The sequence below is a fragment of the Paenibacillus sp. G2S3 genome (genome assembly GCF_030123105.1).
Lineage (GTDB): Bacteria > Bacillota > Bacilli > Paenibacillales > Paenibacillaceae > Paenibacillus_AQ.
In genome coordinates this window covers 688,567-705,607 of record NZ_CP126095.1, presented here as the reverse complement: position 1 = coordinate 705,607, position 17,041 = coordinate 688,567, and the positions used below count along the sequence as shown (strand labels likewise).

The following is a 17,041-nucleotide window of genomic DNA, read 5'->3' as shown; positions in this document are numbered from 1 at the left end:
TACTTTTTAATAAATCTAGAAAACCCAAGAAGGGAACCAACGTAGCATGTTCTTCACATAATCTCCGCTAACCTGCATCCCTGATAGGACTGGGTAGAACGCGATAAACAGCAGTAAAGCAACAGCCACATAGACATAACGAACGTAACGAGCTTCAGGATATTTACTATCTAGTAACTTCATTATATATACAATACCAAGAATCATAAAAGGTACCATAGCAAAATAATGGTAGATAAAGGTTTCCCTTGGGACAAGCATCCACGGAACATACTGTGAGAAAAAGGCGATCCAGATCATATACAGGTTCTTATCTTTGCGTTTCAGCGTAATCCACAGCGTTGCCAGCATTGCAAAAATACCAGTCCACCAAATAAGCGGATTCCCCATAGTCACAATACTGCTGACCTGACCTGCCGGTAATCCTTCACTGCCACTGAAGAACCAAACAGGTCTCTTCATAAACGGCCATTGCCACCAGGAGGACGCAAAAGGATGTGTAGCTACAAGCTGACTGTGGTAGTTGTACATATTCTTTTGGGAATCAATCAAGCCTTTTATAGTAAAGCCCTCTGCGGATGCAGATAAACCAGGAACAAAAGATAAACTATAAATAATGACCGGTATGATTACGAAGAATGCAACACAACTAGCTAAGGTAATGATGGTATTCTTCCAGAAGGAATTTACGGCTTCGCGACAGGTGCCTAGCAGTTCCTTGTCTTTGATCTTCCCTTCCGCGAGCAACCGTCCCGAAGCTTGGTATTCTCTGTAACGCTCGAAGAGCGAGATAGCTAGCATAATGGCCAGCCCAGCTCCTCCGTACAGTACAATCCACTTGGAGGCGACACCAATTCCGAAGAATAGACCGGACCAGAATAGCGGAATTAGTGTTTTTCTTAAGGGCTGCCTGAAGAAGTTCATCGTGTAATATCGCTGCATGAAATAAAACATTAACATGATGAAGAATACTCCGTATACATCGATCGTAGAGATTCTTGTTTGTGTGAAATGCATGAAATCCAGTGCGAACAACCCAGCTGCAAGTGCTGCGTATTTACTCTTTTTAAAGAGACGTAGTGCCATTACATAAATGAGAGGCAGCATCGCTATCCCGAACAATGTTCCGATAATACGCCAGCCGAATGGATTGACTCCGAACAGTTCCATCCCAACTGCGATCAATAGCTTGCCGAGCGGTGGATGCGTGTTCTCGTAAGGCACAATCCCATGTGTATATTCATAAGCCGTTCGTGCATGATAGATCTCGTCAAAATAAGTGCTGTTCATAAAGTTAGAGTATTCAGGGACGAGTGACTGCTCGTCAAAAAGATTGGCAGGCTCTCCTCTTTTAGCAACTGCATTAGCATCCGGTGTTACACCCCCTATAGGAAGAGGCACTCTTTCGCCTCCCTGCTCATAAAAGGCCATTTCATTTAAAGTGAACCCTGGAGAGGTGACTGTAAACTTCACGTATCTTGCCGCAACGTTCAGAGGTTGGCTTTTCCAGATGAAGACATTCCCAACATCCTCGCTCACATCTAGCGGATTACTCCAGACATCAGGGGATTCACTGAATTCGAGCTTAAACTTCCCGGTACCTACACCACCGAAGATATTCACTCGTTCCAATTGTTTGCTCTGTCCTAGATCTACATAAAAGCTTTCACCGCTGGCAGCTGGCTCCCATAATGTCTCCGGAGATTTAGTAGATCCAAGATTGTATAAAGCAATCGCCGCGTAAACGGCAGTAATTGCAAGTATACATATCCAATCTATACGCTTAAACTTCATCGCTCAATCTCCCTCCCTTCTGGTGCGGTCTTATTTGCTCGACAACTTTAAGGTCTTCTTGATATTTTTCTTCAGGTGTTGGTGGTGCTGGAAGAGGTTTTACTCCCCCACGAACATACACGTCGTAACCGATGTAGAGCATGTATAGCAATAATGATAGGTTAGCAATAGAGGTGACCAAAACGATTCCATCAGCACCTGGATTTACACCTGCATTTAGATGGGTCAACGTATAAGCCACATTGATATACTGCGTTAAGCTGAATCCAAGGAATAGGAATAAAAACCTACGATCCCGACTTGCTATATAAGTGAACATACAGAGAATAACAGCAGGGAACATATAGCGTTCATGCATTTTGGTTCCGAGCACAAAGACTACTACAATGAGTGCCATACCGATAAAGTAGGATTTGGACAGGTCCAAACGATCCTTTTTAAAGGAATAAAATGTTGCTACGGCTACTGCCACTAAAATAAATATGAAGCCCCATACACGGTAAGTGATACCTAACCAAGTCAGATCTAGAGATGACCACATCGGGTCAGTCAGTGCATATAGATTAAATGCATTCACAGAAGAATAGGGATAGGAAGATAACGTACTCTTATACAGATTAATAAGGCCAACTAAACCACCGTTATTCCAGAAAAATGGTGCCGCCAGCAATCCGAATATTCCTAATCCATACAAAGCTCCAAATCCAAGCTGCTTCCAAGCCCGGTGATGATAGAAAGCAAACATCAATACCGGTGTAAATATTAACGCTTGTGGTTTAACTAAAGTTGCTAGTGCAAACAAAATCGCGGATTGAACAAACTTTTTGTTCGCAGCACCATGAATACTAAGCAACAGGAAAATCAAAAAGAACGAATCCGCTTGTCCCCACGCCGCTGAATTAACAAGGACCGCCGGATTAAACAGAAATAATAGCATTAAGCCAAAGGCGATCCCTGAGCCGAGTTTTTTGCGGGACATTTGATATATGAAGTAACCCAGCACTAAATCAGAAATAATCGCTGGTAGTTTGAACAGCAAATTCTCTCCGCCCGAACCATGTGCAAAGCCAAATACACCACGAATAAGACTAAGCATGTACAAAATGTACAAATAACCAGGTGGATAATCAGCAAAATACCCTTCTTCATAAAACTTGCCTGGACCTAAATCAACCATACGCTGGCCCCACGCGATAAAGGTATTCATGTCATTCTGATAGCCTTGAGCAGTCAGACCAATCCAGACCCTTAGGATAAAAGCAATTCCGATGGCTATGCTCAGCCATTTGGAATAGACATTCTCAGGTTGCTTCATAAGCTTCTCACTGCGGAATGCCTTGGTATAAAGCACTGCAAAAAACACACTGAAAAGCGCTGAGATCAGCAGCATCTTGGTTGGAGATACTTTATGTGGGGCGTCCGCTTTTTTGTCACCAGCACCCTGACTAACTGCTGCACTGTCCAGAGAAATGACGTTGGCTCCTTCGGGAGCAGCCTCTAATTTTTCTACAGACAAATCATCAAAATAAGCCTTACCTTGAATCAAGCTGGAGTAGCCTCCCAAACTTGCACCTATGCCGAATTCTTTCTGCTTAGGTCCTGTCTGACCTATGTATTCAAGATACTGCCACTCTCCCGCCGTATCCGTTACACTTGGATAACCCCCACCTACTCCAACGGCAAGTATATTGGCGCCCATTCCTTCGCCTGCGGTACTTACTACTTTGATCCATCCAGAGATTTTATAATAGCTGTCCGGTGTTGCCTTAATCGTCTGCACCCATTTCAAATGATTGGGTTCGATATTCTCAATGACTGCAGCTTTACTACCGGAGTGAACCTCGTCCGATTGGATTGAAAGTAGGCCAGAGTTGTCTCCTGAAATCCACATATCCTTAGTCCAGTTAGAAGGAGCATCCTCTCCTCCCTCCTCAAATCCAGGGTTCTGCAATAGATTCCCATCTGCATAAATGCTTGTTACAGGAAGCAAAAACAATAACAGCATCAATACAGTCATTGCGGCCGTACGTGTACTCTTGATCATCGTTCCAACCTCACCTCGTCTATATTAATCCAGCCTTTACCGCCATTAATAAAAATTTCAGTTTGTTCATTCTGACCGATAGATACCATTGGAAGTGTAAGCTCTTGATAAACCTCACTAGCAGGTATTTTCGTCTCCGCCCGCACTACGCCATTAACTCGGACGCCAACTCTTCCTTCTTCTCCACCGGCACTAACCATTATACCAAGCTTATATTCTCCAGGTTCTGCTATTCTGATAGATTGTGTAATGGTTTTGTCAAATCCCGGATCAAGATAGGCCAAATAACTTCCATTATAGGGATTATTAGTCGCCACACCCGTACCGGATGAAAAGTTCCAGCCTGATATCCCCTCTTCAAATCCTCCATTTGTAAATTCCGAGATTCCCTCTACTTCTCCAGTCATAGCCTTCACAACCGTGTAGTTGGCAAACCGTTTAACCGTATAATTATCGCTTTCAGCAGGAATGGCATCACCATTCCAAAAAATATATGTCACTGCCTCTCCCGGAACTATGCTTGAATTTCCAAATCTATATTTTCCAAAGGAAGATACCTGCTGAAATGCACCTCCAGGATTAGAATAATTAACGGTTGCTAAGAAATCATGGGGATTAATCTGCTCATAAAAAAGGACATAAATATAAGGCATATTAACTTTATCAGTTACGTAGATGTTCCCAGCACTCTCTTCAGAAGCATATTGTATAGCCTCACCGAAAGATTCATAGAAAGCTGGTCCTATCTCTTTAGGATAATCACGGAAATAAACTGTAGAGAATAGAACAAAAAACAAGCTGAAGGTTATCGCCGAAAGAATTCCCAATGCTTTCACTTTCTGGATCAACCATATAAACCCTGCAACAATCAGTAAAATAATTGGATAAAAAATAACATTAATGCGATTAATATTTACATTCGTAACAAAGGCCATCAGCACCGACACAAAAAACCAAAGCAACACAACGATCAATCCTGTTTGCTCATGACCACGGTTCCTTAATGTTCTTAACATAACTATAAGCCCTATAATTACAAAAGGTAACGCGATAGGATAAGCATAGCCATAAGGTGAAATCGAATTCCAAAGCAATCCATCTGATCCACTAATCAATATTTTCATGAATTCCTGAAAATTACTTAAAGCCGTATGTAATAGTTGCCCACCGAATATCGATGTTACCTGATCCATTCGCGGTGTTGTCAATTTCGGAATAGAGAAGATCGGAGTAGAAATCCCTTCTAGCGACAATCGATTGATCACAACAAATAAGAATATTGGCAGTGCCAACAAGATAAACAGCGCAATGTTCCATAGAATGGTCCGAAGCTGTAATGCCCTTTTATAGAATAGAAGAATTCCAGTACCTAAAGCAAATATCGGCACAAAAAAATAGGAAGTACCATAAGCATACAGTGAAAGAGCAAGCGCAAGAGTAAATCCGTAAAACCACTTAGGAGTTTGAAAGGACTTAAGTAACATATAAACGGAGAGCAAAATCATTGTGGGAAATAAATTGGATTCCAGTGCCCATCTTGACATCATAATATGCCAAGGATTAATTGCGATAAAAAACATGGCAGCAATACCGGCAGTTCTGGAATTAAACAGCTCTTTGGAAAGAAGATAGAATACGAGCATACCCAGGAGACCCATGATTAAGCTAACCGCTCGTATAGACATTGAAGTGAGTCCGAACATTAATATGAAGGGCATTGATAAATAAGCGTAAAGTGCATTCTGCCCGCTTCCCCAAGCAATGAGGTGAATAGGTAAATGAATACCATTGCGGTCTATTCCATAATGAAGGATAGCGTAAGCATCATAACCTATAGATGCCTCATCCTGATTTAATCCACCTGGGATAGAACCAAAGTAAAGAATACGAATTACAGCCCCCAGCAAAAACAATAAGAGCGGCCAAGGATTGTTCTTGAAATAAGAATACCAATTGCTAAACTTTGTGGACAACATTCATCACCTCTTCAACAATATAATCTAAATATTGGATGATGGAAAGGCAGAACGTACAACAAGTTAAACAGGAGAATACATAATCGAAAATAAAAAAAATAGCCCCCTCTGTTATGAGGGAGCCGCTGAATGCACATCTATACTCTCTATATATATTAGCCCTCACTACCAAGAAATACATAACGGAGAACAATCAGGATCGCTAGTACCCACATCATCCAGTGAATATCGTATTTCTTCTTACCCGCAAGGTTAGCTACAGAAGCAAGGATTACATAAGTTACGATACCAAAGGAGATACCGTTAGCAATATTATAAGTGAAAGGCATGATAACAAGAGTCAGGAATGCTGGAATTGCAACAACCATATCTTGAAAATCAATTTGACGGATCGATTGTGCCATCAGCACACCTACGACGATCAATGCTGCGGCTGTAGCAGATCCAGGAATAAGAGCAACGACTGGAGCAAGGAATAAGGCAAGCAAGAAACATACACCCGTTGTTACAGCTGTCAGACCTGTACGTCCACCCTCAGCAACACCTGCCGCGCTTTCTACAAAAGCAGTAGTAGTAGAAGTACCCAGTGCAGCACCACCTGCTACAGCAACTGCATCGACAAACATTGCATTACCTACACGTCTATTACCTTCTTCAGGGTTATCCATAATACCTGCGCGTTGAGCCGTACCTACAAGCGTACCAAATGTATCAAACAACTCTACAAAGGTGAAAGTTGCGATTGCCGAAACGATACCTGTGTGCAGGATACCATCCCAGTCAAATTGGAAAAAGTTCAATTGCGTGAAGTCAGGAACCCAAGGCGTTGCCGGACTGGACAGTGCGCTGAAATCAACTACGCCCATCAACATACCAGCGACAGTTGTTCCCAAGATACCAAACAAAATTGCGCCTTTAACGTTCAGTACCATCAAGATGGAGATTAGAAGAAGACCGATAATTACCAATTGGACATTCGTATTCTCTAGGCTACCCATATGAATGATAGTTTCAAAGGAAAGGACATCCGTGAATGTGTTAGCAGGAATGTCTTTACCAGCTTCAACACCAATCGTCATGAGTCCACTGTTCTTAAGACCAAGGATCGTAATAAACATCCCGATACCTACTGTAATTGCATGCTTCAAGCTATCAGGGATTGCAGTTAGTAAGATCTGCCGTACTCGAGTTACAGTTAGCAAGATAAAGATCAAACCGGAAATAAATACGGCTGTCAGACCCATTTGCCAAGTGAATGGATGCTCTGATGTGGCGGAAGATAGAATTACGGAAGCAAAATATGCGTTAAGTCCCATACCAGGTGCCAATGCCACTGGAAAGTTTATGAACACGCCCATTGCGATGGTGAAAATACCTGCTGCCAGCGCCGTCGCTAGAAATACAGAGTACCAGCCCATATCAATACGGCCAAATGCTGTTAAAGTACTCGGATTAACCGACAAGATGTAAGCCATTGCCATGAACGTGGTCAAGCCCGCCATGATCTCTGTACGTACTGTAGTGCCGTTCTCTTTCAACTTGAAAAACCGATTCAAATTGTTCTCCCCCTAAGGTATGTTGTGGCTGACAGCAACAAAAAGCCGGTATCTGTTAGACACCGGCTCGAAAAAAAGAGTAGTCCCCCATGACCATAGTCCTAAATCAAGGACAATGCGGGGTTGCTCTGCTCTTCTTAATCGTAGCTAGGTCATTACGGTGACCTCGTAGAAACTTCCAGGCCAATTCCCGGAAATATACGAAAGAATTATGTTGTTGTGCTCTATCATTTTAGGTGGATACCACATAAGTTGTCAATGATAAAAAGCGAACATTTTCGACTTTATTTTTTCCATTGTTCGTAAATCACACAATTTCATGCTTTTATCTATCGTCAAACCCCTTCTAGTTGTGCAGCTTATTAACTATTCAATCACTTTTCGTATGGGTATATTTGACTATGTTTCTAGTTATTGATCTTTAGTGTACTTATAACTATGCCAAGAATTAGCTAAATGCCCTATCGCTAAACACACTACTGCAAGACTTAACCAAATGGATTTGCCCCAAATCGCTGCCAATCCGAATGCACATACTGGGATGACTGCCATCGGGATCGGAATAAAGACTAAAGGGTCCCATAATAATTTAAATTGCTGCCCCTTAACGATATATCGAATCCAAAGACCATAATAAATCATGATAAACAAGACGATTAGGGCAGCTAGAATACCGAATTTCACATATTGGAAGTTATCCTTTGAGATTGCAAGAATGCCTATACAACCCAATTGCCCTATTCTCTCGAAAATTGTAAAAACCGGTCCTGCATCTCGAACACCAGCAGGTACATTTTCAGGTGGAAACTTAATCATTAGCAAACTAGGTGCAAGGAGGATTAATGCCATTAGTGTGCCGAGAAGAGAAAACCCCATGTTAATTTCTCCCTATGATAGATCTTTGCTATTTTATCACATTCATATAGAGCAGCTATATAGCGTCTATCACATTTTTTTGAATAAAAAAAACCGCAGCCCTTTATTCAATAAGGAGTTGCAGGTTTTTGATAAGACTCTATCGCAAAAAATCCTATGAGATCAAATTAGCGAGTGGATGCCCAAAAGGCCAAAGCAAACATTGTCCAGTCATTCATCACGTGCACTATAAACGATGTCCATATATTTTTAGTCTTAAGATATGGATATAGCAGAACAATCCGTGCAATACCAATACCGAGAATAGCTTGGACAATATTCCAATTATATGTTGGTAAATGATATGCGCCAAATAAAATAGCTGAAACTATGCAGGCTAAAATTATAGCAGACTTTCTACTCATCTTAAGTTTCTTAACTCCAAATGATAGCACGACCAAGAATGGAAGTATCGTGATTAATTCTTCACCAAACAGCATCGGGATCGTTCTCAAGAAGAACGGAATTGCATCAGCAAAATTACCATTGAAACTATCGGTTGCTGGATTAGCGCTCGTACTAAACAATTTCGTAATAAGGAAACCGACAATACCTGTCACAATCAAATTCGCAACGTAAGTTCCAAGAATCAAAAGAATATCTTTAGCTACTAATTTTCTGAATAATGATGTCCATTGACTTCGTGCCACAAAGATTACTGCTGCTAAAGGAAAAATCACATTCATAAAGGGCTGTACATTGGGACCTCCAAACATAATAAGAAACAGAGCAAAACCAACCGCGACAGAAACAAGAAAAATGAGGCTGCTCTTCAAATTTAGACTAGGCGATGACAGTTCACTGTAGAACGGAAAATCATCGTTTTTACGCTCAAATCTGAAAAAATCACTTTTATTCTTCATAATAAATCAAATCCTTCCCATAAATAATAGACTCTGCTCTCTACAACATGGAGATCATTCTGTCTAAGTTGTAACAGGTTTTGAAAATCAATTTGAAGTACTTACATCATAGTTTCATTTCTGTCCAATTACGACAAAGGTCTTATAAATAGGACTTTTTTTTCGAAAAAATCACCAATTTATATATATATCATAAAGGCTAGCTACTATAAATTATGATTTTTTCGTAAACAAATTGGATGCTCTCTGAATTATAATAAAAACCTATATTTTTAAGTCCTCTATGATTTATCTCCAAGTCAACATTCACTCCAGTTACATCTTTAGGAAAATAAATAAATAAAGGTAGGCGAGCGATTTGAAGACATACGGTGAGGTTATTCGAAATATCCGAACAAATAAGGGGTTAACTCAAAAAGAAGTTTATTTAAATATTATCTCGAAATCATATGCTATTGAATTTGAAAAAGGAAACCATGATCTCTCATTAGGATTGTTAGAACAAATTTTAGATCGACTTATGATGGAGATTGACGAGTTTTTCTATATTTACCGAGGTTATAAACCATCTAATTATGAAGAATTTATCAACAAATATTCCAAAGCAGCAAATAACAATGATATAGAAGCATTAATAACTCTATATCAAGAACTGTATCAGAGACAGGATCTGATCTCTAAAGTTCATCTAGCAGAAGTAAGGTCCCGTATTAGATTATTAAAGTACTTCAACGTAACTGATACGCTTGAGAAGAATATCATTCGGGTAGAAGATATCGAGACGATCACTAACTACCTCAATAATCTACAATCTTGGACCCTCCAAGAAATGCAGTTGTTCTCAAATACTTTAGAATACATAGAATACAATCAGAAAGATATTCTTTTCAAGACACTTATCAAGTCCATGAAAAAATATGAAAACTACGATCGAGGACGGGATGTCATTTGTGTAATGCTAACAAATATGATTCACGAATTAATAATGAACGATGAGTTAGGCTACGCAGAGATCTTAAACGAAGATCTAAATAAAAATAGCAATCAATATCAAACGATATTTTTCAAGATTGTAACTAAGTATTATAATGGTTTGATTAAAATTAAAAGGAACAACAAAGAAGAAGGAACAACACTCGCTCAATCCGCAATCGATGTATTATATGAACTCGACCAATCCTATCAAGCAAAAACATTTGAGTCGATATTGTCGCAGATCTTACAATAGATTTTTAGCAAAAGTACTGTATTTTAGACTTTCCAGCTAGTTGGCAATACATTAATAATCTAGTAGAACTTAATATATAATAAAAAAAGTCGAAAACCCTAAACTACAAGGTTTTTCGACTTTTTATATCTATTCCCACTTCATCATTACTTCTTATTTTAGATCAGCTTGAGTAGGTGATCTATTCGTTGAAGCGTATAGGTCGCTTCCTTGCTGTTCACCGCGTCACCTACCGCCGCAACTTTCATTCCTGCATGGACGCCTGCTTGCACTCCGGCTACCGCATCTTCGACAACCAGGCATTCAGATGCATCACATTCCAGCTGACTTGCTGCGAGCAAAAACACTTCCGAGTCCGGCTTGCTTCTTGAGATTTGATTACCGTCGACTATGACGGCAAACCAATCTAACAAGCCTACTTGTTCAAGAATGAACCGCGCATTCTTACTGGAAGACCCTACAGCGGCGGCGACCCCCTTCACCTTCAATCCTTCCAAGGTTTCCGTTACACCGGGCAAGATGTCAGCAGGTGAAAGCTGCTCCAGAAACTTACGATAAACTGTATTTTTCTCCTCTGCTAACGATTGCTTCTGGTCATCTGTAAATTGCTTGTCCGAAGCACCGGATAAAATAATATCCAGACTCTCCATGCGACTCACACCGCGCAATCGGTTATTGACATCCTCATCGAAAGGAATGTTCAGCCGATCTGCGATTTGCTTCCAAGCCTTATAATGAAAATGATCCGTCGATACCAGTACACCGTCAAGGTCAAATATAACGGCACGCATCATAGTCTGGCTTCCCAATAGCCGCAGAACGGATCAACCGGATTGGTTCCTTTAAATTCGGATTTGCCTTGAATTTTATCAACGATCGCATTTAAGGAATATTCATTTCCTGAGTATGCATTGATGAACGTCGGAATACGCGGCACATCCTGCAAATGGAACGGGTTCGCCACGGATATGAACATCGTTGGCAATTCTTTAATAAACCATGGAATATCCCCACCATATGGCGGTGTATAGTTAATCCGCAGATCTGTCTTATTGCTCGCTGTCGCGTAGTTCGCGAAGTAAAGCGCGAAGTCATATTGTTTCACATAATCCCGAACCGACATGAACATGGCTTGCATGTCCATCGGATGATGGACGGTAACTTCAAATCCAGCAGTCCGCAGCTTCTCTACGAATGGCTTATGGGTTCCTCCCGCGGAGAAGCTTCCTTCCTCATCACCTAACACGACGAGCAGCATTCTCTTATGCGTTTCCGGTGTAACCGGTAGTAATTGCTGCGTATCTTTCACTAATGTTACGGATTGGTCGGCGCAAGCCTGTGCCCATTGGTGATGCTGCTCAGACCCGATGACCGCTAAAGCTGACTCATCAGGAACCAAGGTATTCGTACGAGCTTGCTCATGCAATCTTAAAGATGCCTTCAAGCCAAGAATGCGCGTTACAGCTTGGTTCAAGCGTTCTTCCGTCAGAATGCCGTTACGAATGCCGCTTAGCATATACTCTAGATCTTCCTCGAAGTTCCGATTGAAGAGGAAGATATCGCACCCCGCAGCAATCGCTTTTGGTACAGCCAGTTCACGACGTTCTGCTATTGTAAATCCGGCCATTAGCGTGGCATCACTGACGATAACACCGTTAAAGTTCATCTTCTCGCGCAGCAAATTCTGTAGAATTTCTGACGACAACGAACTTGGAAGCAAATCCTCATCCTTTAATTCCGGATTAAAATGACGTTGGTAGGCTGGCTGCATAATGTGTCCCACCATGACCGTATTAGCGCCTTCATCAATTAACGTCTGATATACATGTCCAAAAGTCGCATCCCACTCTTCTGTGGAGAGTGAATTTATAGATGTCAGCAAGTGCTGATCCCGATCATCGACCCCGTCACCCGGAAAATGCTTAATCGATACCGCCATACCGTTCTCGTGGGCTGCCTTCATATAAGCAAGTCCCATATCAAGCACGGTCTCTGGACGATCGCCGAAGGTACGAACATTCGTAATCGGATTGCGGAAATTCATATTAATGTCGACAATTGGTCCAAAGGACCAGTTCAATCCCACAGCTCTTCCTTCACTACAAGCCACAGTCCCTAGCTTATACGCCATATCCGGATCATTCGTTGCCGCCACTTGAAGCTGCTTCCCGAAGTAAGTGCCTTCCGTTGCAACCCCATCTCCCCCATTTTCCAGGTTCGCTGCGAGAAGCATCGGTATTTTACTGTTCTCCTGCATGGCTTTATGCGCTGAGCGGATCTCATTCGCTGGGCCCGGACGATACATTAATCCGCCAGGCTGGTATTTCTTCACCATATCGATCAAAGCCGCGTTGTCACCCATCCCTACCGGGCAAAAGAGCTGTCCGACTTTTTCTTCTAACGTTAAGCCTTCTAATGTTTCTTGTACCCATGTAATATCTTGTTCGTTCAGGTTAAATGGTTTCTTCGTCAAATCTACTTGATGTAGCATATTGTTTTCTCCTCTCGATATCCTTGAATTTATAATGCAATGTTATTGCGTGCTTTCAAATCGGCTAGCATCTGACTCTCATCTTTATCTAAGGTATAGAACAATAGTGCGATAACGGCTAAGACGTAACAAACAATAGGAATCCAAATAAAATTTAGTTCGATGGCCCGCAATGCCGAACCCGTCTGCACTGCTCCCGCTTTATAACCGCTAAGTCCAAGCATCCAGGCTGATAACGCGCCGCCAATACCCATACCGAACTTTACACCGAAGCTAGAGGAAGCTGTCAGCAAGCCTTGTGCACGAACCCCTGTTTTCCACTCGCCGTAATCCACGGTATCCACGATCATAATGAACAACAAACCGCCTGCAAAACCGCCACCAAGACTAACAACAACACTTCCCGTAATTAGTAATGCAATGCTGCCCGCTTGATCTCCCATGAACATGATCAGTTGACCAATGATTGAAACGATTAATCCGAATATCATGATATTCCGTTTACCAAATTTTTTGGTTAAGGACGGCACGATGACTAAGGTCAAGATCATGACTAGGTTCAAGCCCATTACCATTGGAATCAGATCAGGTCTTTCAATTTTATACGTGAAATAATAGGTTGTTGTCTGGGTCTTCATGATGTTCGCCACCCAGAAAATAAAGTTTATGAACAACATGATGGCCCACGGCCAATTGCCTTTGATCGCCTTCATACCCTCTTTGACCGGTAAAGATTTCTGAGATGAAGCGGATACTACGCGCTCTTTCGTATTGAAGAATGCATTGATGAACAGCACAAATGCAATTGATGCAAAAATAATCATCGTCCAGGTAAAGCCTTTGGCATCATTGCCTTGCCCTAATTTATGAACAATCGGCAATGTAAAGGTGGTTACAGCAATCGTCCCTACCATGGCGAACAGGACACGGATCGTACCAATAACCGTTCTCTCTTGCGGATCACTCGATAGACTCGGCAGAATAGAAGTGACCGGCAAATTGATACCTGCATATAAAATCCCTAACAGGATATAGGTCACGTAAGCGTACACAATTTGTCCCGACGGACTAATATCCGGTACAGAGAACGTTAGCACAGCGATAACGGAAAATGGCAAGGCTAACCATAGGAACCATGGACGCGATTTCCCCCATCTGGTATTTGTCTTATCGATCATGATCCCGAAGAAAGGGCTGTCAAAAGCATCGATAACCCGGGCGATTAAAAATAATGTACCTACAGCAGCCGCACTCATTCCGATCGAATCTGTGTAGTAGAACAACAAATAGGTTGTTACTACTTGAAAGACGAGATTGGATGCAGTATCGGTAAGTGAATAGCTGATTCGTTCAAACCATGGTACTTGTTTGGTTGACATATGTGTTTACCTCCTGCTCATTATCATGCTTTCATTATAGTAAGCGCTAACAACAATAACTTCCCGCTATTTATCCCTGTTCCATCGCAAATTTAACCTCTTTGAAACCTTATTAAGCTTAGTGAAATTGTAGTGAGGTCAAATATGAACCTGTCAGAAGACAAAAAAGACCCCTACATGCCTGCTAGGGGTCGATTTATCATAGATTAGATTCTTTTCATTTCATACAATTGGACTTCATGCGGTGAAAGCTCTGCTTTGAGATTAAATTGCTGATCGATGAGTTGAACGAAAATTTCCCGTTTCGGCAGACTCGCACTCCTTAGGTAGGCAATATCCTCCGAATGAAGATGTACGGGGTGTCCCATATCCACCCAACGATCGTAGGAGCTGCCCCATTGCCGGTTCAATGATGTTTTGCGAATCTGATAGCTGCCTGGCGCAAGCCCCGACAATTCCAAGGTAAGCTCGAGCGGATCGTTATGCTTGAAAATGCGGTATCGGTCGTATTCATTCAAATGAGAGACGTCATTACGACGATACAAGGCATCTGTATGTACATAATGGAATAAGAGCACCTGAATCTCATTCCCTTGTCTCGTAATACAATAGTTCTCGCCGCGCTGGATCATCTCAGAACCTAATTTGGCAAGCATTTGATAAGCGTGATAAGCAGCTTTCTCAATTCCGTTGTTCGTCATCAGCCCGAGTCCGCCGTGAAACACTTGATTCGGCACAAGAAACTCTTCCAGAAAATCTGTACTCGTCCAATAACAAAGACTATCCACTTGGTCGATCGTATCGATGACGTTCTTCACGATATAAGCGGATTGATAGCATGTATCATGAATCAAATCTCGTTGGTTGCCGCTCGAATTCCACTCCGTCAAGTGAATTTCCTTGATATTAGCTCCGGATTCAACAACAATATCACGCGCTTTAGCGATGACCTGCGATAGATAATCTTCAGCCGCGGACAGTGTCCAATACCTCGACATTTCCTCTGCCGTCCAAACGAATTCCTCCGACATCCCCCCATCGAGCTGCATGGCATCATAAAAAATCTGATCGAACGGGTAGCTATGGAACGATATAAAGTCAGGTAAACAATGATTCTGCATGCAGAAGTACAGAAAATCCTGTAACCAAGTATCATTAAGAATCGTTGGAGACAACAAGCTTGGCCCCCCCATTCTCAGCTTCGGATACTTTCGGATCACTTCATGGGTTGCCTGATAGAAGGTGAAATACTGCTCTTGCGTGCCGCTCCAAAAGGAGATAACATCAGGTTCATTCCATACTTCAACATACCATGTCGTCACCTCTTCAACGCCGTACCGCTCGATACAGTGGTCCATCAGTGCTTCGACGAGCCCCATCCAGCGCGTTAATTGATTGGGATAGCTGACATTACTCTTTTTCACGAAAATTGTCGCATCTCCGGACGCCAGCTTCGAAGGCATAAACCCAAGCTCGATGAAAGGCTTCAGGCCAATGCTCAGGAAAAAGTCAAATAGCTGATCCACATAAGTAAACAGATAATAAGGCTCGCCTCGTCCGTTTTCATGATACACCATCATCTCGTCGTCGAAGATGCCATGAAACCGGATATAGGAGAAACCGATATCCTTCTGAAGCTGGATGAGCTGCCGCTGCACCTCTCCGAATAAGCCCTCTTTCGCTTTGCCAATCGAAGTCAATCTTCGCCAAGTATGCATAAGCGGCGTTGCAGTATTTACATCGAGGTGGATGCTCTCTGTCTTTACGATCATTTTATCTTGCATAATAAAGTCGGATTCCTTAGATTCGCTCGGCAAATATTTGAATAGCTCCTTGAAGGCATCCTGTTGATTCATTTCCAGATAATTAGGAGTCTTCGATGCTCTCGCATTCGCATAAGCGGACATATCTCCCGCGCGCTTCGCTCGATACTCTCTCGGCGTTGTTCCGTAAAACTCTTTGAATACCTTATTAAATGATTTGATACTGGGAAATCCGTTATTCAGCGCCACTTGGGTGATCGTTAAATCATTGTAATTCAATTCATCTAAAGCATGCTCCAGACGCACACCGTTAAGATATTGAGAGAAGGTCGTACCCAAAAACTTTTGAAAAAATCGAGACAAATAGTGCACCGACAAAAATTCTTGCTCAGCAATCTCTGTTAAAGAGATCGGCTTCGCATAATTATGTTGAATGAACTCGGTAATGGCCAAGAGGCGATCCATGAACTTCACATCGGATGATGTATCTTTGCCCTGCAATGGCTTGGAATAGTATTTAACAAGATACGCCATGAGCCGGAACAACAGACCTTTCAGCTCTAGCTCATAACCCAGTGCTTGTTTCGTATACGTCAGCATCATGTACGCCAACATCTGCCGGATCGGATCGAACTCGATCTGATGCTGATGGTCGTATAGATAAGAATCACAATGGAACTGCAGCTCTTTAATTACTGTAAACTGCTCTTCTATATAAGAATGAGACACCTGCAGCGCTAAGATCAAGCTGTTCTCATCGCCCCTGATCGAATGAACCTCCTTCGAATTAATAACGGTAATGGCTGATTCGTGCAGAAGATGCCGCTCTTGTTGCCGAAACAACTCGATCGTGCCCTTCAGGACAAAAATGATCTCTAAATTTTCATGCCAATGCATCTGCACATGATTCGGGCGATGAAGCAATAACCGGAACGGAGTATAACGATTGGTTGTGATGACCTCATAGGTAGTTTTCATATGGACATTATTCCACATTTTTTTCGTACTTAGCAATCAGCTAGAGGATGGTGA

11 protein-coding genes and 1 riboswitch are annotated in these 17,041 nt (G+C 42.0%); of the genes, 1 reads left to right on the top strand and 10 read right to left on the bottom strand.

Annotation, left to right across the window (positions count from 1 at the left end):
• Positions 1-15 precede the first annotated feature (15 nt).
• The 6 genes from QNH28_RS03165 to QNH28_RS03140 form a co-directional block, all read right to left on the bottom strand.
• Positions 16-1,794, bottom strand: coding sequence for a phospholipid carrier-dependent glycosyltransferase (locus QNH28_RS03165; RefSeq protein ID WP_283910134.1), 1,779 nt, complete (start codon positions 1,792-1,794; stop codon positions 16-18).
• Entirely contained in the window at positions 1,784-3,838 is a 2,055-nt protein-coding gene (locus QNH28_RS03160; RefSeq protein WP_283910133.1) for a glycosyltransferase 87 family protein, read from the bottom strand. The genes QNH28_RS03165 and QNH28_RS03160 overlap by 11 nt, the downstream gene beginning before the upstream one ends.
• Positions 3,835-5,814, bottom strand: a complete 1,980-nt coding sequence (locus QNH28_RS03155) for a glycosyltransferase family 39 protein (protein WP_283910132.1) — start codon at positions 5,812-5,814, stop codon at positions 3,835-3,837. The genes QNH28_RS03160 and QNH28_RS03155 overlap by 4 nt, the downstream gene beginning before the upstream one ends.
• A 155-nt stretch (positions 5,815-5,969) precedes the next feature.
• Positions 5,970-7,370, bottom strand: coding sequence for an NCS2 family permease (locus tag QNH28_RS03150; RefSeq protein ID WP_283910131.1), 1,401 nt, complete (start codon positions 7,368-7,370; stop codon positions 5,970-5,972).
• 124 nt (positions 7,371-7,494) lie between these two features.
• Positions 7,495-7,594, bottom strand: a riboswitch (purine riboswitch).
• A gap of 187 nt (positions 7,595-7,781) precedes the next feature.
• Complete coding sequence (locus QNH28_RS03145) at positions 7,782-8,246, bottom strand: hypothetical protein (protein ID WP_283910130.1); 465 nt, start codon at positions 8,244-8,246, stop codon at positions 7,782-7,784.
• A 167-nt stretch (positions 8,247-8,413) separates the two neighbouring features.
• Positions 8,414-9,148 (bottom strand): CPBP family intramembrane glutamic endopeptidase, encoded by a 735-nt coding sequence (locus QNH28_RS03140; RefSeq protein WP_283910129.1) that lies wholly within the window; start codon positions 9,146-9,148, stop codon positions 8,414-8,416.
• A 358-nt stretch (positions 9,149-9,506) separates the two neighbouring features.
• Here QNH28_RS03140 and QNH28_RS03135 point away from each other — a divergent pair, with 358 nt between their 5' ends.
• Complete coding sequence (locus QNH28_RS03135) at positions 9,507-10,376, top strand: helix-turn-helix domain-containing protein (protein ID WP_283910128.1); 870 nt, start codon at positions 9,507-9,509, stop codon at positions 10,374-10,376.
• Between the two features lie 158 nt (positions 10,377-10,534).
• On the opposite strand, the gene pgmB is transcribed toward QNH28_RS03135, so the two are convergent.
• The 4 genes from pgmB to QNH28_RS03115 all read right to left on the bottom strand — a co-directional run bounded on the left by pgmB (position 10,535) and on the right by QNH28_RS03115 (position 16,987).
• A complete protein-coding gene (gene pgmB / locus QNH28_RS03130) occupies positions 10,535-11,170 on the bottom strand; it encodes a beta-phosphoglucomutase (protein WP_283910127.1) in 636 nt (211 codons plus the stop codon).
• A complete protein-coding gene (locus QNH28_RS03125; RefSeq protein WP_283910126.1) occupies positions 11,167-12,867 on the bottom strand; it encodes a glycoside hydrolase family 3 protein in 1,701 nt (566 codons plus the stop codon). The genes pgmB and QNH28_RS03125 overlap by 4 nt, the downstream gene beginning before the upstream one ends.
• Positions 12,868-12,896: 29 nt before the next feature.
• Complete coding sequence (locus tag QNH28_RS03120) at positions 12,897-14,246, bottom strand: glycoside-pentoside-hexuronide (GPH):cation symporter (protein WP_283910125.1); 1,350 nt, start codon at positions 14,244-14,246, stop codon at positions 12,897-12,899.
• A gap of 206 nt (positions 14,247-14,452) precedes the next feature.
• Positions 14,453-16,987, bottom strand: a complete 2,535-nt coding sequence (locus tag QNH28_RS03115; RefSeq protein ID WP_283910124.1) for a GH39 family glycosyl hydrolase — start codon at positions 16,985-16,987, stop codon at positions 14,453-14,455.
• Positions 16,988-17,041: the final 54 nt, after the last annotated feature.

What these genes read in the sequence shown, in the direction of transcription:
- QNH28_RS03165 (WP_283910134.1), bottom strand. Translation starts at nt 1,794, where the DNA reads ATGAAGTTTAAGCGTATAGATTGGATATGTATACTTGCAATTACTGCC.
- QNH28_RS03160 (WP_283910133.1), bottom strand. Translation starts at nt 3,838, where the DNA reads ATGATCAAGAGTACACGTACGGCCGCAATGACTGTATTGATGCTGTTA.
- QNH28_RS03155 (WP_283910132.1), bottom strand. Translation starts at nt 5,814, where the DNA reads ATGTTGTCCACAAAGTTTAGCAATTGGTATTCTTATTTCAAGAACAAT.
- QNH28_RS03145 (WP_283910130.1), bottom strand. Translation starts at nt 8,246, where the DNA reads ATGGGGTTTTCTCTTCTCGGCACACTAATGGCATTAATCCTCCTTGCA.
- QNH28_RS03140 (WP_283910129.1), bottom strand. Translation starts at nt 9,148, where the DNA reads ATGAAGAATAAAAGTGATTTTTTCAGATTTGAGCGTAAAAACGATGAT.
- pgmB (WP_283910127.1), bottom strand. Translation starts at nt 11,170, where the DNA reads ATGATGCGTGCCGTTATATTTGACCTTGACGGTGTACTGGTATCGACG.
- QNH28_RS03125 (WP_283910126.1), bottom strand. Translation starts at nt 12,867, where the DNA reads ATGCTACATCAAGTAGATTTGACGAAGAAACCATTTAACCTGAACGAA.
- QNH28_RS03120 (WP_283910125.1), bottom strand. Translation starts at nt 14,246, where the DNA reads ATGTCAACCAAACAAGTACCATGGTTTGAACGAATCAGCTATTCACTT.
- QNH28_RS03115 (WP_283910124.1), bottom strand. Translation starts at nt 16,987, where the DNA reads ATGAAAACTACCTATGAGGTCATCACAACCAATCGTTATACTCCGTTC.